At 68.7% G+C, this 18,302-nt stretch carries 16 protein-coding genes and 1 pseudogene; 13 read left to right on the top strand and 4 right to left on the bottom strand.

The annotated features are described in order from the left end of the window. The first annotated feature begins 278 nt into the window (after positions 1-278). The 6 genes from D7Y13_RS22430 (at position 279) to D7Y13_RS22405 (ending at position 7,162) form a co-directional block, all read left to right on the top strand. Complete coding sequence (locus D7Y13_RS22430) at positions 279-1,643, top strand: RsmB/NOP family class I SAM-dependent RNA methyltransferase (protein WP_120531057.1); 1,365 nt, start codon at positions 279-281, stop codon at positions 1,641-1,643. Positions 1,644-1,683: 40 nt separating this feature from the next. After that, on the top strand, positions 1,684-3,456 hold the full coding sequence (locus tag D7Y13_RS22425; protein ID WP_120531056.1) for a M61 family metallopeptidase: 1,773 nt from the start codon (positions 1,684-1,686) through the stop codon (positions 3,454-3,456). Positions 3,457-3,584: 128 nt separating this feature from the next. Next, positions 3,585-4,901: a tetratricopeptide repeat protein gene (locus D7Y13_RS22420; protein ID WP_120585028.1), complete on the top strand. Its 1,317-nt coding sequence runs from the start codon at positions 3,585-3,587 to the stop codon at positions 4,899-4,901. 67 nt (positions 4,902-4,968) lie between these two features. Next, positions 4,969-5,358, top strand: coding sequence for a carboxypeptidase-like regulatory domain-containing protein (locus D7Y13_RS22415; RefSeq protein ID WP_233595804.1), 390 nt, complete (start codon positions 4,969-4,971; stop codon positions 5,356-5,358). 290 nt (positions 5,359-5,648) lie between these two features. Continuing rightward, entirely contained in the window at positions 5,649-6,527 is an 879-nt protein-coding gene (gene rnhB / locus D7Y13_RS22410; protein WP_120585027.1) for a ribonuclease HII, read from the top strand. Beyond that, a complete protein-coding gene (locus D7Y13_RS22405) occupies positions 6,524-7,162 on the top strand; it encodes a hypothetical protein (RefSeq protein WP_120531053.1) in 639 nt (212 codons plus the stop codon). Before rnhB ends, D7Y13_RS22405 begins: the two co-directional genes overlap by 4 nt. 97 nt (positions 7,163-7,259) lie before the next feature. Here the strand turns inward: D7Y13_RS22405 and D7Y13_RS22400 are convergent, their stop codons facing one another. The 3 genes and pseudogenes from D7Y13_RS22400 to D7Y13_RS49545 form a co-directional block, all read right to left on the bottom strand. Next, positions 7,260-8,546 (bottom strand): amidohydrolase family protein, encoded by a 1,287-nt coding sequence (locus D7Y13_RS22400; RefSeq protein WP_158620443.1) that lies wholly within the window; start codon positions 8,544-8,546, stop codon positions 7,260-7,262. Positions 8,547-8,972: 426 nt separating this feature from the next. Further along, a complete protein-coding gene (locus D7Y13_RS22395) occupies positions 8,973-9,527 on the bottom strand; it encodes a dihydrofolate reductase family protein (protein WP_120531051.1) in 555 nt (184 codons plus the stop codon). 260 nt (positions 9,528-9,787) lie between these two features. Next, a pseudogene (locus D7Y13_RS49545) lies at positions 9,788-11,365 on the bottom strand (IS3 family transposase). Between the two features lie 570 nt (positions 11,366-11,935). Here D7Y13_RS49545 and D7Y13_RS22375 point away from each other — a divergent pair. The 7 genes from D7Y13_RS22375 to D7Y13_RS22345 all read left to right on the top strand — a co-directional run bounded on the left by D7Y13_RS22375 (position 11,936) and on the right by D7Y13_RS22345 (position 17,936). Continuing rightward, complete coding sequence (locus D7Y13_RS22375; protein ID WP_233595803.1) at positions 11,936-12,961, top strand: NAD(P)-dependent alcohol dehydrogenase; 1,026 nt, start codon at positions 11,936-11,938, stop codon at positions 12,959-12,961. Between the two features lie 11 nt (positions 12,962-12,972). Next, complete coding sequence (locus tag D7Y13_RS22370) at positions 12,973-13,749, top strand: SDR family oxidoreductase (protein ID WP_120531049.1); 777 nt, start codon at positions 12,973-12,975, stop codon at positions 13,747-13,749. Positions 13,750-14,173: 424 nt separating this feature from the next. Next, complete coding sequence (locus D7Y13_RS22365) at positions 14,174-15,151, top strand: NAD(P)-dependent alcohol dehydrogenase (RefSeq protein WP_199732884.1); 978 nt, start codon at positions 14,174-14,176, stop codon at positions 15,149-15,151. A 258-nt stretch (positions 15,152-15,409) separates the two neighbouring features. After that, positions 15,410-16,360: an MBL fold metallo-hydrolase gene (locus D7Y13_RS22360; protein WP_120585022.1), complete on the top strand. Its 951-nt coding sequence runs from the start codon at positions 15,410-15,412 to the stop codon at positions 16,358-16,360. Between the two features lie 334 nt (positions 16,361-16,694). Beyond that, the gene (locus D7Y13_RS22355; RefSeq protein WP_199732883.1) at positions 16,695-17,033 is read left to right on the top strand and encodes a cyclophilin-like fold protein; all 339 of its coding nucleotides are present in this window, start codon (positions 16,695-16,697) and stop codon (positions 17,031-17,033) included. Positions 17,034-17,118: 85 nt separating this feature from the next. After that, positions 17,119-17,745, top strand: a complete 627-nt coding sequence (locus D7Y13_RS22350; RefSeq protein ID WP_158620441.1) for a bestrophin family protein — start codon at positions 17,119-17,121, stop codon at positions 17,743-17,745. A gap of 2 nt (positions 17,746-17,747) precedes the next feature. Continuing rightward, a complete protein-coding gene (locus D7Y13_RS22345) occupies positions 17,748-17,936 on the top strand; it encodes a bestrophin family protein (RefSeq protein WP_120531044.1) in 189 nt (62 codons plus the stop codon). A gap of 68 nt (positions 17,937-18,004) precedes the next feature. Here D7Y13_RS22345 and D7Y13_RS47150 read toward each other — a convergent pair whose 3' ends face one another. Further along, entirely contained in the window at positions 18,005-18,094 is a 90-nt protein-coding gene (locus tag D7Y13_RS47150; protein ID WP_233595805.1) for a hypothetical protein, read from the bottom strand. Between the last annotated feature and the right edge of the window lie 208 nt (positions 18,095-18,302).

Raw genomic sequence — 18,302 nt, 5'->3', positions numbered from 1 at the left:
GCGAAGGCCCATGCCACATGGCCACGACTCGCAAGCCTGGACCTTCCCGCGGTGCCGCCTCGAAGTCCGGCGGGCCCCGCTCGTCCCGCCCCGGCGGCCCGGGACCTTCCCGCGGTTCAGCCCCGAAATCCGGCGGGCCCCGCTCATCCCGCCCCGACGGCTCGGAACCTTCCCGCAGTGCCGCCCCGAAGGCGAAGCGCGGCGGCGGCGGGCTCCACCCGCCCCGCACCGGCGGCCCGAAGCGCAAGGAAGCCGGCGGACGCCCCGACAAACCCAAGATGAGCCGCGCCCAGCACGAGCGCGCCCGTCCCAACCCGAACCGCCCCCTGCGCGAGGACCTGGTCCTCCAGGCCTGTCTGGAGGCCTACGGCGGCGTGCGCCGCGAGGGCCGCCTGTCCGACCGCGCGCTGGAGTTCGTCCTGCGCAGGAAGACGCTCCTCTACTCCACGGAGCGCCGCGCCGTGGCCGAGCGCGTCTACGCGCTGCTGCGCCGCCAGCGCACCGTGGACTTCCTGCTGGAGCACTCCCAGCACAACTTCGAGACCCTGGACGGCACCCGCCAGGACGTCATGCGGCTGGCCGCGTCCCGCATCCTCCATGGCGAGGACCCCAACTACGTCTCGCGCACCAGCGGCCTGTCCGGCACGGACCTCACCGTGCTCGACCGTCTCCCGGACGCCGCCGCCGAACTCGACGGCCTGCCCGAAGCGAAGCGCTTCCCCATCGCCGCGTCGCTGCCGGACTTCCTCGCGGAGAAGTTCCGCGCCGTCTTCGGCAAGGACGCCAGCCGCGCCGCCGAGGCGATGAACGAGCGCGCCCCGCTCAACGCCCGCGTCAACGCCCTCAAGGGCGACCGCGACATCCTCCAGGAGCGCCTGGCCGCCGAGGACGTGGAGTCCACGAAGCCCACGCCCCTGTCCCCCCTGGGCATCACGCTGGAGACGCGCCTCAACATCTTCTCGCTCCAGAACTTCAAGGACGGCTGGCTCGAAATCCAGGACGAGGGCAGCCAGCTGCTCGGCATGCTCGTGGACGCGCCGCCCACCCGCGTCGTGGACGCGTGCGCGGGCGCCGGTGGCAAGACGCTCCAGCTGGCCGCGCAGATGAAGAACCGCGGCGACCTGCACGCACTCGACGTGGACGAAGGCCGCATGGAGGACCTGCGCAAGCGCGCGCGCCGCGCCGGCGTGCACAACGTGCGCACGCAGATCATCCCGCCCGAAGGCCCGGAGGCGGAGGCCGCGCTCGAGCCCCTCAAGGGTCTGGCGGACCGCGTGCTGGTGGACGCGCCGTGCAGCGGCACCGGCACCTTCCGCCGCAAGCCGGACGCCCGCTACCGCCTCACGCCCGAGTCCCTGGAGATGCACGTGGCCCGGCAGAAGGCCCTCCTGGAGCGCTTCTCCACCCTGGTGAAGCCCGGCGGCCGGATCATCTACGGCACCTGCAGCGTGCTGCGCGAGGAGAACGAGAACGTGGTGGAGGACTTCCTGTCCCGGCACCCCGAGTTCACCGTGCGCCCCGTGGCCGAAATCCTGGGCGCGGAGCTGGGCAAGAAGGTGGGCCCCGGCCCCTTCATGCGCCTCGCCCCGCACACCCACGGCACCGACGGCTTCTTCGGCGCCGTGCTCGTCCGCGCGAAGTAATCCCGCCCGCGGTCCCCCCGCGAGAAAGGCAACTCCGGCCATGTCGTCAGCCGTCCACTACCGCGTCGCCATGCCCCGTCCGCATGCGCACCTGTTCGAGGTGGAGGCCACCTTCCCCGCCGGGCCCGACGCGCTCGACGCGGTGATGCCGGTGTGGACGCCGGGCAGCTACCTGGTGCGCGAATACGCGCGCCAGGTGCAGGACGTCAGCGCCGTGGACGAAGGCGGCCAGCCGCTGCCGGTGCGCCGGGTGGACAAGCGCACCTGGCGCGTGGAGGCGCGGGGGCACGCCGTCACCCTGCGCTACCGCGTCTACGCGAACGAGCTCAGCGTGCGCACCAGCCACCTGGACGGCAGCCACGGCTACTTCAACGGCGCCACCGTGTTCCTCTACACGGAAGGCACGCGCGAGCTGCCCCACCGCGTCACCGTGGACGCGCCCCCGGGCTGGCGCACCTTCTGCGCGCTGGACTCCGAAGGCGGCACGTTCCACGCGCCCGACTACGACACGCTGGTGGACAGCCCCTTCGAGGTCGGCCCGCACACGCCGCTCACCTTCACCGCCGCGGGCGTGCCGCATGAGGTGGTGGTCTGGGGCGACAGCGTGCCGGACGCGGAGCGGATGTGCTCCGACATGCAGCGCATCTGCGAGGCGCAGGCGCGCATGTACGACGGCCTTCCGCTGAAGCGCTACCTGTTCCTCGTCTACCTCACCGACAAGGGCCGGGGCGGGCTGGAGCACCAGGCCTCCACCGCGCTGCTCTTCCCGCGCACGGGCCTGTCGTCGAACCGGGGCTGGGAGGACTTCCTCACCCTGGTGGCGCACGAGTACTTCCACCTGTGGAACATCAAGCGCGTGAAGCCGCGCGCGCTGGTGCCGTTCGACTACTCGCAGGAGAACTACACCACGCTCTTGTGGGCCTTCGAGGGCGGCACCGCCTACTACGACAACCTCTTCGTGCGCCGCGCCGGGCTGATGTCCGCGTCGCGCTACCTGGCCCGGCTGGGAGAGACCTTCAGCCTGCTGCACTCCACCCCGGGCCGCCGCGTGCAGACGCTCACCGAGGCGTCGCTCGTCAGCTGGGTGAAGCACTACCGCCCCGACGAGCACTCCCCCAACAGCGCCGTCTCCTACTACCTGAAGGGCGAGGTCGTCTGCGCGCTGCTGGACCTGGAGGTGCGCCGCGCCACGCGGGACGCGAAGTCGCTGGATGATGTGCTGCGCTGGCTGTGGCGCCACCACGGCGACGGCTCCGGCGTGCCGGAGGACGGCGTGGAGAAGGCGGCGAGCGCGGTGGCGGGCGTGGACCTGACGCCCTTCTTCGACCGGGCGGTGCGCTCCACGGAGGACCTGGACTACAGCGTCTTCGCGCATGTGGGGCTGGAGGTGTCCTTCCGCGTGCGCGAGGCCCCCAACGACAAGGGCGGCACGCCGCCGCGCCTCAAGCAGGAGCCCAAGCCGAAGGGCTGGCTGGGCGTCACCCTGCGCGGCGCCGCGACGCTGTCCACCGTGCCGGAAGGCACGCCCGCGCTGGAGGCCGGCCTCTACCCGGAGGACGACGTGGTGGCGCTGGACGGCTGGCGCGTGGACGGCGCGGGGCTCATCGCCCGCTGCGAGGACAAGCGCCCGGGCGACACGGTGAAGGTGACGCTGTTCCGCCGCGACCGGCTGCTGGAGGTGCCGGTGGTGCTGGGCCAGAAGCCCGCGGATGCCGTGTGGCTCCAGCGCGTGGAGCGCCCCACCGACGCGCAGAAGGCCGCGTTCCAGGCCTGGCTCGGCGCGCCCTGGGACGAGACGCCCGGCCCGGCGTAGTAGGCTTTCGCGGCATGAAGGCCGCCCCTGCCTCCCTTACGTGCCGCTCCCATCCGGCCGCCGTCGCAGGCTGGCGCTGCGAGCAATGCGAGTCGCCCCTGTGCCCCTCCTGCGTGGAGACCCGGCGCATGGGCCCGGTGGAGTACTTCACCTGCGGCCGCTGCGGTGGCACGGCGAACGTGCTCCTGCGCCACCGCTCGGACTTCGACTTCCAGCAGCGCCTGACGGGCGCCCTGCGCTTTCCCCTCACCGGGCCGGGCCTGCAGACGCTGTTGGCCGTCAGCCTGATGCTGGCCGTCCTGCGCTCGCTCGGGGGCGGCATCCGGTTGATCCAGGTGCTGCCGCTGACGCTGGCGCTGGGCATCTTCTGGGCCACCTTCTTCGCGCTCGTGAAAGGCGCGGCCCGGGGCAATCCGGATCCGGAGGCCCCCGTCTTCACCGATGTCATCCGCGACAACCTGATCCCCGGCCTGCGCGGCCTGATCGTCACCGTCGGCGTTTTCCTGCCCGCGTTCGCGCGCGCCGTGTCCCTGGCGCCGTCGCCGCGGGAGCACCTGCTGAACCTGCTGCTGGGCGCCCCCCTGGAGGCCGTGATGCCTCCGGACGCGTTGGCGGACCCGCTCACCTGGGGACTCGTGCTGCTGGGCTTCCTGTGGCTGCCGTGGGCGTGGCTGGTCGCGGCCATGGGACAGTCGATGGTCGGCGCGCTCCATCCCCTCCGCGCGCTCGCGTGCATCCGGGCCCTGGGGCGCGACGCGCTCAAGGTGATGGGCGTGTTCGCGCTGCTGGCCGTCGCCCACGCGGGGATGCACTGGCAGGCGGACCAGGTGCTGGCGTTCCACATCTTCTTCCTGTCCCGGTGGATCGCGGAGGCGCTCACGTTGCTTGTGCCCTTCGCCGCCGCGAACGTGCTGGGGCTCGTGCTGTACGTGTACGGCGATGCGCTGGGCTACCTGCCCGCGAGCGACTTCCTGGAGCCCGTGCTGGGCACCACCGCGCCGGAGCGCGTCCCCCTGCCTCTGCGGGGCGCCGCGCCCGAAGTCCCCGAACCCGAGGCACCCTCCTCCCCCGAGGAGGTGGCCTCTCAGGTGGCGGCGTTCACGCAGGCGGTGGAGACACGCGACGTGGCGCGGGCGCTCGGCCTGTACGCGGCCCTGCGTGTTCTGCCCCGCCTGAAGCTTTCGCCCACGCACCATCTGTTCGTTGGACAGGCCGCGGCGGTGGAACGAGATTTCCCACTGTCGGTCGCGGCGCTGGAAGCGGCGGCGGACGCGGCGCCCGAGGAGCCCACCGCGCCCCGCGCGCTGGTGCTGCTGGCGCGCGTGCAGGGGGAGAAGATGGGAAACACGGTGCGCGCGGAGGAAATCTACCGGTACATCCTGCACCGATATCCGGACACGGATGCCGCCCGTTTTGCCCAGGGGCGGGTGACGTCCGCTGCGTAGTCTTCGCGTTGCGGCACCCGTCCTCCGGTACCAGATTGCCTGCATGGGACGGGTCGGGGGCGTGGGGATGGGGAAGCGGTTTCGGACGTATGGATGGTTGGGGCTCCTCGCGAGCGTGTGGGTGACGGGCTGTGATGAAGCCCCGAGCGCCAATCGCCAGGAGGACCCGTGCGCGGAGCCACTGTCGCTGCGCGTGCACGTGGTGTCGTCGGACGGTGCGTTCATCCAGGGCGCGACCGTGACGGCCACCAACCTGGAGAGCAATGTCAGCATCACCGGCGTGACGGATGACCGCGGCCTCACCACCGCCATCAACGAGCACCTGGCGCCCAGCCCCATCCGGGTGGTGGCCACTGCGGGCTCGCACGTGACGCCCGCCGAGCGCGTGGAGTGGACGTGCGACGCGTGTCACTGCACGCCTGTTCCCGCTGAGCTGACCCTGGAAATGCGGGACTGACGTCGAAGACCCGCCAGAGAGGTCCGGGCCGGGTGGAAATCCACCGTCCTGGGCCGTGGGGCGGTTGTGTTGACCTGCCCGCGTGCGGTACGGCTTACGCCATGCGTCAAACCCGCATGCGCGCGCTCGCGTCGGACAGGCTCCCCTTCATCCAGGCCGCCCGCTCGGTGTGCCTGAAGGCGGGGTCATGGATGTGTTGTCGCGGCACTGGTGTCCCTTCGCTCCAGTAAGCCGTGCAACCGCGCTACCCGCCGGGTAGGCATATCCGTGGCATCCCCTGAAGGTCCCCCATGCCCGCAGACAGTGTGGAAGTGCTGCTCCAGTGCTCGGTCACCGAGCTGACGGGGCGGTTCATCACCCAGGCCCAGTCCGTCCCGCAGGGACTGCTGGAGGCGCTGGAAGCAGATCCCCGACAGGGCGCGCAGGGGCTCGCGCGCAAGCTGCGTTCGCGCCAGGAGAAGAACCGCGCGGAAGGCCAGCGGCTGCGTCACCTGCTGAAGTTCGAGACGGAGCTGTGGGAGCAGGGCCTGCTGAAGGTGGCCGGAGTGGACGAGGCGGGCATGGCGCCGCTCGCGGGCCCCGTCGTCGCCGCCGCGGCCATCCTGCCCAGGGGCTACCGGCTCCGGGGGCTGGACGACTCGAAGAAGATACTGGACCCGGACAAGCGCGAGGCGCTGGCGGAGGCCCTCAAGCGCGACGTGGTGGCGTGGGCGGTGGGCCAGGCGGAGGTGGAGGAGATCGACCGGCTCAACATCTACCACGCGGGCCTGCTGGCCATGCGGCGCGCGGTGGAGGGGCTGGGGATGACGCCGGACTATGTGCTGGTGGACGCGCGCACGATTCCTCAATGCGCGGCGCCTCAGCGGGGCATCATCAAGGGTGACTCGCTGTCGTTGAGCATCGCGGCGGCGTCGGTGCTGGCGAAGACGACGCGCGACCGGCACATGGCCGAGCTGGATGCGCGCTACCCGGGCTACGGGCTGGCGGCGCACAAGGGCTACCCCACCGCGCAGCACGTGGCGGCGATCCAGGCGAAGGGGGTGCTGCCCATCCACCGACGGAGCTTTGGACCGGTGCGCGAGGCGCTCGGCCTGGAGCAGCCCTCCGGGCCCGTCCCGATGCAGTCGGAGCTGTTCGCCGCTACTCCTGATCAGGTGGCGAAGCGATGAGCGCGGACCGGGACATCGACGGCTGGTTGGCGGAGCGGGGCGTCACGCTGATGGACGCGCGCGTGCGGGCGCGGGGCGTGCTGGAGGAGGTGGGGCTCACGCGGCCGGGCAAGGCGCGCATGAGTGAACCCAAGCTGATGCGAGCGGCCGAGGTGCTGACCGAGCGCTTCTTCCAGGTGTGCGCGGATCCCGCCTGCCTCCAGGTGGCGACGGCGAGCGGCCGGGAGCCTCTCCGTGTAGAGCCCCGCAGTCACTGCGCGCGGTGCGGCGGTTCCGCCAACCGGCGCGCGGAGGTGGCGTTCCTGGAGGTGTGCCACGCCCGCAACGTGAACCGCGTGGTGGTGGTGGGCGGCTCGCCCGCGGTGCGCGAGGAATTGGAGTCGAAGCTGGGCGGCCACATCGACCTGCGCATGGTGGACGGCACGGAGCGGCGCACGTCGGACCGGGCGCGGAGTGATTTGGAGTGGGCGGACCTGGTGCTGGTCTGGGGCGCCACGGAATTGCACCACAAGGTGTCTGGCCATTACACGCACGGGCCGCCCGCGCATCACCACAAGGTGGTGCACGTGGTGAAGCGGGGCGTGGCGGCATTGCTGGATGAGGCGATGATCCACCTGCAACGCGCCACGCGCTGAAGGGCGTCACGTGAGAAGCCTGGCAATCCCATCCGGGTGGCCAGGCTTCTTCCTTCAGGTCCACCCTGCGGGAAGGACGCAGCGGGGGTGAGGGTTTTCAGCGACCCGACGAATCGTCGCTCTCCGCCGAGCGGACAAAAAGCTCTCTGCCCGCTCGGATCGTGCACTTGACGTCGGTGAACCTCCGAACGTCCGTGGTGGGATCGCCGCCGAGGACCACGAGGTCGGCGTCGAGCCCTGGGTTGACGCGGCCACGGCGCTCGCCAGCGTGCCAGCGTGCCGCAGGGGCGGTGGTCAGCGACGCGAGGATCTGCATCGGCGTCAGCCCCGCGTGGGCCATGAGGACGTATTCCTGCGTCGGATCCAGGTCCGCCATGTACCCGACATCGGTGCCGAACAACACCTGACCACCGGCGCTCGAGAACGCCGCGAGCTGCCGTTCGGCATCCGCCACGATGGCCTCGCGGATGTGAGGGGGCACGTCTGCCTTGGCGAGCTCGTACCCCCAGAGTTGCAGCGTCGGGACCACGGAAACGTGGCTCGCGACCATCTGACGGATGAGTTCGGCGCTCCACGTAGACTTCGGCGGATCGATCGTCGTGTGCACGAGGATGTCCACGCCGGCCTGCACGGCGGCGCTCACCCCCTCGGGATCGGTGGGGTGCATCATGGACAGGCCACCCTGCCGGCGGGTTTCGTCCACCGCGGCGCGCGCGATGTCCGCGGACATGCGGCGGATCTCACCATGTCCCTGGGGCGTGGCGATGAACAGCTTGGTCCCCTGCGCGCCGTGCTCGAAGTTCCCGCGCACGATGGCGCGGGCCTCATCCGCCGTCGCGGGTTGCGGTAGCTGTCGCAGCAACTCGGGCGGCAGGTCGCGCAGGTAGATGGGAATGCCGTTTTCCGGATACAGCGAGGCTCCGACGGTGAGGATCGCCGGCCCCTGCAGTTCGCCGCGCGCGATGCGCTGGCGAAGGGCCTCGGTGTTCGCGGGGTCGGACCCGGTATCAACGACCGTCGTGAAGCCGAAGCGCGTGGTCATCCGGCTCAGGGGTTGCTGGAGCGCGTCGGACGGGCGGCCGGCGGCCCCGGCGAACGCAGGGTCCGTGAAGTGAACGTGGCTGTTCTGGAACCCAGCCGTAATCACCCCGCCGCTGCAGGCGTCCGCCCGCCGGACCCCGGCCGGCGGAGCGACCGACCCGGAGCCGATGGCTTCGATCTTTCCGCCGCTCACGAGCACCCAGGCGTTGTCCATCGGAGGCTCATCCGGCGCCACATAGAGCCGCGCGGCCGTCAGGAGCCAGCGATCGGCGTCAGCCGGCCGCTGGCTCGAAGCGCAGCCAGCGGTGGCCAGCCAGAGCAGAAGTACGAAACGCTGCATCATCCCCACCTCACGGATTCGAATCATGCGTTCAAGCGCGGAACTTCGTGAGGAGTCTAGGGCACGAGTACACATGGACCGCACCTCCTTCGGGACGCGCTGCCTGATGCGTGGAGTTGCCCCCGTCAAATCGGACAGCTCAAGGTTGAGAGTTAGCAGTACGGAACTCGCGGGGTGACTTCATCTTGAGGCCTCCGGCGGCGGGTTCAATTGCCGCCGCTTCCAAGGCGCCACCCTCTGAGAACGGGGCTGCACCTGCATTTCAAGGACCAAACCGGAGACGGAAACGACATGAGCAAGACGTGGATCGGCAAGTGGAAGCGTATAGGCGGGATAGAGGCCATGCGACGCGGTACGGCCGTCCCGACGCGACGATGCGGACGCTGCCGCACAGGCAGCCGCCGGTGAAGCGCTCGGGTCCTTCCACGCTCATTCCGCTTTGCGACGGAAGTGGAGCGCCTGCACGCCGGACTTGAGCCGCTGCGTCGATAGGAGTTCGAGATGCCGCGCACTCGACAGGCCATGAAACAACGTCGGCCCGCGGCCACTGATGATGGGATGAACGACGATGCGGTACTCGTCGATGAGCCCCAACTCCTCGAGCGCAGCCGCGAGCTTGGGCGCTCCGACGAGGACACCCCGCTCGGTCTTCGCTTTCAGCGCCGAGATCGCCTCGCCAAGGTCACCCTCCACCTTGATCGTGTTCTGCCACGGAAAGTCGCTCCGCGAGCCCGACACGACGTACTTCGCCTTCGCCTCGAGCCTCTGTGCCCACTCGCGCATCGCGCGCGGCGCCTTTTCGTCGCGTGCCACCGCGGGCCAGGCTCCCTCCATCAGCTCGTAGGTGTTGCGCCCGAAGAGCATCGCCCCGCTCTGCTCCATGAGCTGCGTCCAATAGTCGTGCAGTTCGTCGTCCACGATCCCCTGGGTGTGATCGATGCACCCGTCCAAAGTCACGTTGAGACCGAAGGTGAGGAGGCCCATGGCGTGGGACTCTACGAAAAGCGCGCGCAGCGCGCAGCAGCCCGAGCCATCGACGCAATGCCCCTTCCCCGGTGGGTATCGGCGCGCAGAAACTCGACACCATCGAATCGATCATCCCGCCCGGCTGCGCGAGGACGCGCAGCAACCAGACATGATCGCCGCGATCCCCTTTCGCCACTGCGCACTGCGCGCAACAACCTGGCGTATCGGCGGGATAGAGGCCATCGGTGAGCGTCAAGGTAGTTGTCGCGTGAAAGGGTTCAGCCGATGCGTTTCAGCTCCTGCACTTCCGGTGAGGGGTTGAGGCGCACGGGGCCCGCGGGCGTCCAGTCGCGCGTGTCGCGGCTCCATCGCTCGGGGCGACGGGCACGAGCGCGCTGGTACACCTGGTGGCGCTGGGCGAGCAGTGCCGTTTCGCTGCCGAAGTGCCTGGCTTCCGGCGTGACGAAGCGGATGGCGGAGTGCCGGTGCTCGGTGTTGTACCAGCCCACGAAACGCGCCACCCATGCGTGCGCGTCCTGAGTCGAGGCGAAGGCTCGCTGGGGGAAGGAAGGGCGGTACTTCAGCGTGCGGAAGAGGGCCTCGGAAAACGCGTTGTCGTCCGAGACGCGGGGCTGGCTGAAGGAGGGCGCCACGCCCAACCATTGCAGCGTGGCCAGCATCGTTGCGCCCTTCATGGGGCCGCCGTTGTCCGCGTGCAGCACCAGGCCCTCGGGGCAGCCGGCGGCCTGCCAGCTGTCGCGGATGAGGGCTGCGGCATGCGCGGACGACTCCTCCTCGTGGACGCGCCAGCCCATGATGCGGCGGCTGAAGACGTCCACCACGAGGTAGAGGTAGAGGAAGCAGCCCTTCACCGGGCCCTTCAGGTAGGTGATGTCCCAGATCCACACCTGGCAGGGCCGGGGGGCGGTGTGTTCGGCCTTCGGGCGCGGTGTGGGCGGCTTCGCGGGGCCTCGGTGGGCCACAGCTGTCCCGCTGCGCGCAGGACCCGGTAGAAACTCGCCTCACTGGCCACGTACTCGCCCCGGTCCGCCAGCCTGGGCACCAGTTGCTTGGGCGAGACGTCGCGGAATTCCTCGCTGTTGGCCACTGCCAGCATGCGGCGCTTCTCCACTTCGGAGAGGCGGTTGGCGGGCCGGGTGCGCGGACCGCACCGCCCGTCCTACGCGGTGGCCGGCTTCCTCCAGCGCTGAATGGTGCGAGGGGCCACCCCCCAGCCGCTCGCCAGACGGCCTCCAGCCGCACGCCCTGCTGGAGGGCTTCTTCGACGTGCGCGAGCGTCATTTCTCGCGCCTCTCGTCCGCTGCGGCGTCCTCGTCGTCCAGGTGCCGCTCGTCCCAACCCGTCGCCTGAACTTATTCGAGCACCAGCAGCGCCGCCGTCTCCGCCAGCGCCTTCTCCTTGCGGTGCAGTTCGCGCTCCAACTCCTTCACCCGCTTCTCGGCCACCGCCAGTCGCCTGCGCTCCTTGGCCGGCAGTGGCTCGGCGGAGGCACCCGAGAGGGCTCCAGCTGCGGCCTGCTGCCACTCCTTCAGCTTCTCCTCGTGCAGCCCCTCTCCTCGCAGCAGCGCCCCCATCGCCTCGCCGGTGAGCCCCTGGGCTGCGACCAGCACGCGCAGCTTCTCCTCGGGCGTCCACTTCTTCGGCCCAGCGGACACCGCGGGCTTCTTCTCCTCGGGCGGGGGCGTCATCGCCGCCAACTTATTCGCCTCCCGCAACCACTGCGACAATGTCGGCTGCGACACTCCCACCTGGCGGGCCAACGCTGCGGCGCTCACCGCGCCCGGGCCTACCATCCGCTTCACCATCTCTGATTTGAATCCATCCGTGTACGGCACTGCGTCCTGCCTGCTCTCGCCTCCAAGGCGTGGTCATCCCGGCCGCTCAGCCGAGGCGACAACTTCCCTGACACAGAGGGCCTCACGCACGCGAACACATCCAGGGCGAACGTCCTTTTCAGCAGCCCGGCCCAATCCAAACGGGGTATGCGCTCCTTCCTCGGCTCCTCCACCGTCGCGGCAAAGGCGGGGCTCTCCTCCTCCAGCCCCGGCTCCGCCCCTGCTTCAGGGAGCGTGTTGGCATGCAGGAGAAGCCCTCCAGGAAGGCGCACCGGGGCTGCTTATGCTGTTGGCTTGCCGACGCTCGATGGTCCTAACAGCCAGGTTCCCTCGTCGCGGAGCCATTTCCATGCTGAGCCGATGCAACACGCGCAAGAGACCTCCAGCTCCGTGAGCAGTGAGGAACCCGAAGTGCATCAGCGTGGGCACAGCCGACGCGAGTTCGTGCGCGGCACCGCTTTCGCCATGGCCAGCGCGGGAGCGGCAACCGTCCTAGGTCCTCTGACCGCCGTCGGCGCAGAGGCAAGAGGTCCAGTGGAACAGGGGACCGGTCCGTTTCCGACGGAGGGCATGGCCGCCTACTCCCCGAATGGCCCCCACAAGCTCCTCAAGTTCCAGCGTCGAGCCCTCCGCCCGAAGGACGTGGCGATCCGGATTCACTACTGCGGCGTCTGCCATTCGGATATCCACACCGTCCGAGGCGACTGGGGAAAGTATCCGTATCCGCTGATCACCGGTCACGAGCTTGCGGGTGAAGTCGTGGGCGTCGGGTCGAGCGTGAGCAAGTTCAAGGTGGGCTCGCGCGTCGGAGTCGGGACGATGGTGAATTCCTGCCGGCAGTGTCGGGAGTGCCAGGCTGGCTTTGAGCAATACTGTGAAAATGGAAACACACAGGCATACGGGTCGAAGGATCGGGACGACTCCATTACGCAGGGCGGCTATTCGAGGCTCGTCGTTGTAGACGAGGATTTCGTCCTGAGCATCCCGGACTCCATCGATCTCGCCGAGGCAGGCCCACTGCTGTGTGCCGGTATTACCGTCTACTCCCCCCTTCGACACTGGAGCGTGGCCCCGGGACAGAACGTCGCCATCGTCGGGCTGGGCGGCCTTGGGCACCTCGCGGTTCAGCTTGCGAGTGCGCTGGGCGCTTCAGTGACGGTCATCACGACCTCGCCCGACAAGGCCAAAGACGCTCGACGATTCGGAGCGAAAGAGGTGCTCGTCAACAAGGAGGGAGCGGATTTCTCGAAGCAGAAGAAGACCTTCGACTTCATCCTCGACACCGTCCCGTATGCTCACGAGCTGGATCGCCTCATCCCTCTCCTCAAGCGGGATGCGACCTACTGTCGCGTCGGCGTTGGAAAGCTCACGACTCCCAACGAGGTCGGCCAGATGCACCTGGTGCTGGCGAGAAACTCGCTCGCGGGGTCGGTTACGGGCGGCATCCGGGAAACGCAGGAGCTGGTGAATTTCTGCGCTCTCCAGAAGATCAAGCCAGAGGTCACGAAGATCGCCCTGACGGGCATCGATGAAGCCTGGTCGAAGGTGGTGGCCAAGAGGGCTCGATACCGCTTCGTCGTCGACATGAACGCCTGACAGAGGACTCGATGGGAACCACAAACGAGAACGGCAGATTCGCAGGGAAGGTCGCGTTCGTAACGGGGGCCGCCAACGGCATCGGGCGCGCCACGGCGCTCGCCTTTACCCGAGAGGGGGCCAGCGTCGTGCTCGCCGACGTGTCCGAACAGGGCAACCGGGAAACGGCACGCATGATCGAGGAACAAGGCGGAAAGGCGCTCGCGGTCCGGTGCGACGTAACACGGGCCGAGGACGTGAAGGCGGCCCTGGACAAGACCGTTGAGACCTTCGGACGGCTGGACTTCGCCTTCAACAACGCGGGTATCGAACCGAGAAAGCCAGCTCCTACGGCGGAGTACGAGGTGGAGGAGTGGGACCGGATCCTCAACATCGACCTTCGTGGCGTCTTCCTGTGCATGAAGTACGAGATCCCGCTGATCCTCAAACAGGGCGGCGCCATCGTGAACACGTCCTCGGGGGCCGGGGTGATCGGAATCAAGGGCAGCCCCGCATACACCGCCGCAAAGCACGGCGTGATCGGCCTCACCCGGGCGGCGGCCCTCGACTATGCGGCGCAGAATGTTCGCATCAATGCCGTCTGCCCTGGGTACATCGACACGCCGATGATGGACCGCTTCACGGGCGGCACCCCCGAGGGCCGAGCCAAGGTGGTCTCGGAGGAGCCCGTCGGGCGAATGGGTCGGCCCGAAGAGATCGCCGCGACGGTCCTCTGGATGTGCTCCGACGCGGCGGCCTTCATGATCGGGCATGCGCTCGTCGTCGATGGCGGCCAGACGGTGCAGTGATGTATTGCCTGGCCTGACAGTCCAAAGGACTCATCATCATCAACGCCCGCTTAACGGCCCGTTCGCTCCCTCGGGCTAGTGCATGGGGCGCCCGACGGGTACTCCTGTTGTCGCCCTCCACATCGACTCCCTTCCCGGGAGCGCGACCACGGGGGCTCCTTCAGGGCGAAAGGGCCCCCGACCCATGTGTACCCAGTGCGATGACCCGCGCCATGTTCATCACGCGGCCCCCCCCGCCCGCAGGACCATTCTCAAGGCGGGCCTGGGGCTCGCATCTGCGAGCGCCCTTGCGGGTACGACCGCCTCCGCGCAGCCAGCCGTGCCCAAGGCGGGACGAGCCACTCAGGGTCCGCGGACGACCCGGGCGCTTGGCGCCGCGGAGGCCAAAGGCCCCCTGAAGGCCCTCACCATCCAGCGTCGCGCCATGGGGCCCAACGACGTCCTCTTGGATGTCCTCTATTGCGGCATCTGCCACTCGGACATCCACGTCGCCCGCAGCGACAGGGCGCGCTTTCCCTGTGTGCCGGGCCACGAGGTGGTTGGCCGCGTGCAGGCGGTGGGCAGCGCGGTCACCCGCTTCAAGGTAGGGGACGTGGGCGGCGTGGGTTGCATGGTGGGCTCGTGCGGGGAGTGCACGAACTGCCTCGCGGACCGCGAGCAGAACTGCCTGAAGGGCACCGTTTTCACCTATGGCGCGCCAGATCCCGCGGCGGGCGGCTACACCTTCGGTGGCTACTCCGAGACGATGGTCGTCCCGGAGCGCTTCGTGCTGCGGATCCCTCCGGGAGCGGACCTCGCGGCGACGGCACCGCTGCTGTGCGCCGGCGTCACCACCTTTTCGCCCCTTCAGCACTGGGAGGTCTCGGCGGGCCAGCGCGTGGGCGTCGTCGGCCTTGGAGGGCTGGGGCACATCGCGGTGAAGCTCGCCGTGGCACGCCGCGCGGACGTCACCGTCTTCACCACGTCGCCGGGCAAGGTCGCGGACTCACGGCGTCTGGGCGCCCGGCACGCCGTCCTCTCCACGGACGCGGCCGCGATGAAGGAGCACGCGGGTACCTGCGACCTGCTCATCGCCACGGTGCCCAGGACCTTCGACATGCGCCCGTTCATGGACGTGCTGAAGCTCGACGGCACGCTCGTCAACTTGGGCACGCTCGGGGCGCTCGGCAGCCTCGACGGCTTGTCGATGGTGATCGGTCGCAAGAGCGTGGCCGGTTCGCTCATCGGCGGCATCGCCGAGACGCAGGAGATGCTCGACTACTGCGCCGCGCGCGGCATCAAGGCGGACGTGGAGGTCGTGCGCGCCCAGGACGTCAACCGGGCATACGATCGCATCGTGAACAAGGACGTCCGCTACCGCTTCGTCATCGACGTGGCGAGCCTGAAGGACGCCCAGGGCTAGGTGCACATGCGCATGCGTACCCAGCCGACACGGACTCGCTTTCGTCGACTGGCGCTGCGCTTGGGGCTCGGCTTCCTCGCCGTCCTGATACTCGTGACAGGCGCGGTCCTTCTGTCTACCCAAGGCCTCCAGACCCTTGGCGACACGCCGGAGCCGGCAAGGCTCACCCGCTTGGCCAGGCAGTCGCGTTTCCAGGACGGGCGCTTTGCCAACCTCGAAGCACCTTCGCCTCCGTACACGGGGGAGCGCCCGACGCTCATGCAGGTCTTCTTCGGCGGCGAGCGCCGACGGCCTCCGGCGCCGCCACCCATCGCCGCACGGGAGGACTGGATGTCCGTGGGCGAAGGCGGCCGCGTGACGTGGCTTGGCCACTCCACGCTCCTCATCGAGGTGGACGGCGCGCGCGTGCTCACCGACCCCATCTGGTCCGAGCGCGCCTCGCCGTCCTCGCTCGTCGGCCCCGTGCGCTTCCACCCGCCTGTCGTGCCGCTCAGTGCGTTGCCGAAGCTGGACGCCGTCGTCATCTCGCACGACCACTACGACCACCTGGACATGGACACGGTCCAGGCGCTGGCGAAGACGGGCGTGCGCTTCTTCGTCCCACTGGGTGTCGCTGACCACCTGAAGGCGTGGGGCGTGCCGCGGGCGCAGCTGGTCGAGTTCGACTGGTGGAGCGAGGCCCGCGTCACGCCGGACGTGTCCCTGGTGGCGACCCCGTCGCGGCACTACTCCGGCAGGACGACAGGGACGCGCAACACCACGCTGTGGGCGTCCTGGGTCGTCCGGAGCGCGCGACACCGAGTCTTCTTCAGCGGCGACAGCGGGCCGACGCCTCAGTTCGAGGAAATTGGACGCCGCTTCGGTCCCTTCGACCTGGTGGCTCTCGAGATTGGCGCCTTCCACCCCGCCTGGGGAGACATCCACCTGGGTCCGGACAACGCGCTAGAGGCGCACCGGATGCTGGGGGGCGGGCTGCTGCTGCCCATCCACTGGTCCACTTTCAACTTGGCGGCGCACCCGTGGGACGAGCCCATCGAGCACCTCGTGCGCCTCGGAGATCAGCGCGGCGTGAGCATCGTGACGCCGATGCTGGGAGCGCCCCTGGTCCTCGGCGAGGTCGCTCGCACCGGGCCCTGGTGGCGGAGCGCCAGCGCGCCGGGCGTCCCCACGCAGGCAAGAAGCTCCAGCTCCGCGGGGGCGGCGCGATGAGCGGGCAGAGCGACATGCAGTGCTTTCAAATCAGGAGGACGGACATGAAACGATTCATCGGTGTTGCACTCGTCGGGTTGCCGGTGGTCGGCGTTGCGCTCGCACAGCCGCATCCCAGCACGCCTGCGCTGCGCATCACGCGGTATCGGGTGCGCTACTCATGACGCTTCACAGGACACGGCCGCTGGCCCTGGGCCTTTCGCTCTCTCTTCTTCTCGCGGGCTGTGCTTGCGCGAACAACTCGGACCCGAGGCATGGCGGACCCGCCTCGCCGACGGCTCCTTCCACGGACGGCGGGGGCAGTCACGCCCCTCCAGGCGAGGCGTCGGCTCAGATGAAGATCACGGTCGGAACAGCGGTCTTCACCGCCACCCTTCACGACAACGAGACGGCGCGGACCTTCAAAAAGATGCTGCCGCTCACGTTGAACATGAAGGACCTGAACTCGAACGAGAAATATCACCGTTTCCCGGACAGCCTACCTGCGAAGGACGCGAACCCCGGGAAGATCCAGGCCGGCGACGTGATGTTGTACGGATCCAACACCCTGGTTCTCTTCTACGAGTCGTTCTCCACGTCTTATCGGTACACGCGAATTGCCGAGGTGGACGACCCCATCGGCCTGGCCGCGGCACTGGGCTCGGGCGACGTTTCCGTCACCTTCGGGCTGTGAGCCAGCAGGGCCCTACGTCGACATGCACATTGGAGATCACTACAGCCTTCGCGATTTTCTCAGATGGACGAGGCAAGAGCTCTACGTGCTCGCTCTCAATGCCACCGTCCCCACGTTGCTTTACCAGCTGCTCGGCTGGAAGTGGCTCACGCTGCCCTGGGCGCCCATCGCCACCGTCGGAACGGCTGCGGCGTTCCTGCTCGCGTTCCGCAACAACTCCACCTACGACCGTCTCTGGAAAGCCAGGATCATCTGGGGTGCGATCGTCAATCTGAGTCGCACCTGGGCAATCCAGGTCCGAGACCTGGTCTCTGCCGGGCCCCCCGAGGCCCAGCAGTTCACGCGCACGCTCGTCCGCCGGCACTTCGCATGGCTGACAGCACTGCGCTTCCAACTGAGACAGAGGAGGCGCTGGGAGCGCATGGACCAGACCGTCAACAGGGAGTACCTCGGGGTCTATGAGGTGCCCGAATGGGACGGGGACCTGGACGCGGAGATGCGGCCCTATGCGCAGGAGGCCCAGTGGGAGCGTCTGAAGGTCACGAGGAACCCAGCCGCGCAGATCATCTCCCTCCAGTCCGAGGACCTGAAGGCTGCCTTCGACCGGGGATGGCTCGACAGCATTCGCCTCTCTCAGCTCGTTGGCACCCTCGGACGGCTCCACGAGCTCGCCGAGACGGGGGAGCGACGGTGTGGCTCTCGATTCCAGTGAGCATGCTCATCAGCTGGGTCTTCCACTCGATCGAGAAGATCGGGGCTCACTCCGAGAATCCTTTCCAGGGAGGCTCGGATGACACGCCGATCTCCTCAATCGCGAGAAACATCGAGATCGACCTCAAAGAGATGTTTCAAGAGGCGCCCGTTCCCCTCCTGATGCAGCCCAAGAACTCGATCGTCATGTGAGGACCTGCGAGAGCTGGGTTTAGGTGCCGGAAGTCGCCACGCGTCGAGCTGGACCGCGCGGTCCGCCGTCAGGTGGCCGTCTCGCCGAAAAGTTCCTTGGCTCGGCTGATGGCGGACATCGCGTTCGGCCAGCCGGCGTAGAAGGCCAGGTGGGCCATGAGCGCGACGAGCTCCTCCTGCGTCACGCCGTTTTCCAGGGGGCAGGTGCGCACTCGCGTGGGCAACCCCAGGTGCTCCAGTGAAGTTGCCCCGGTTTCGTGGAGCGTTTCCGCGCTTTCGCCCTCAAGCGGCAGCGCGGTGCTTCTTCTCGTAACCAGCGGGTGACTCGTAGTCGAGCGCGGAGTGGCGCCGGAGCGGATTATACCA

Origin of the sequence: Corallococcus praedator, from assembly GCF_003612125.1 — a bacterium.
GTDB lineage: Bacteria > Myxococcota > Myxococcia > Myxococcales > Myxococcaceae > Corallococcus > Corallococcus praedator.
Note: the sequence above shows the minus strand (reverse complement) of the source record. Positions and strands in the feature narration are given on the sequence as shown.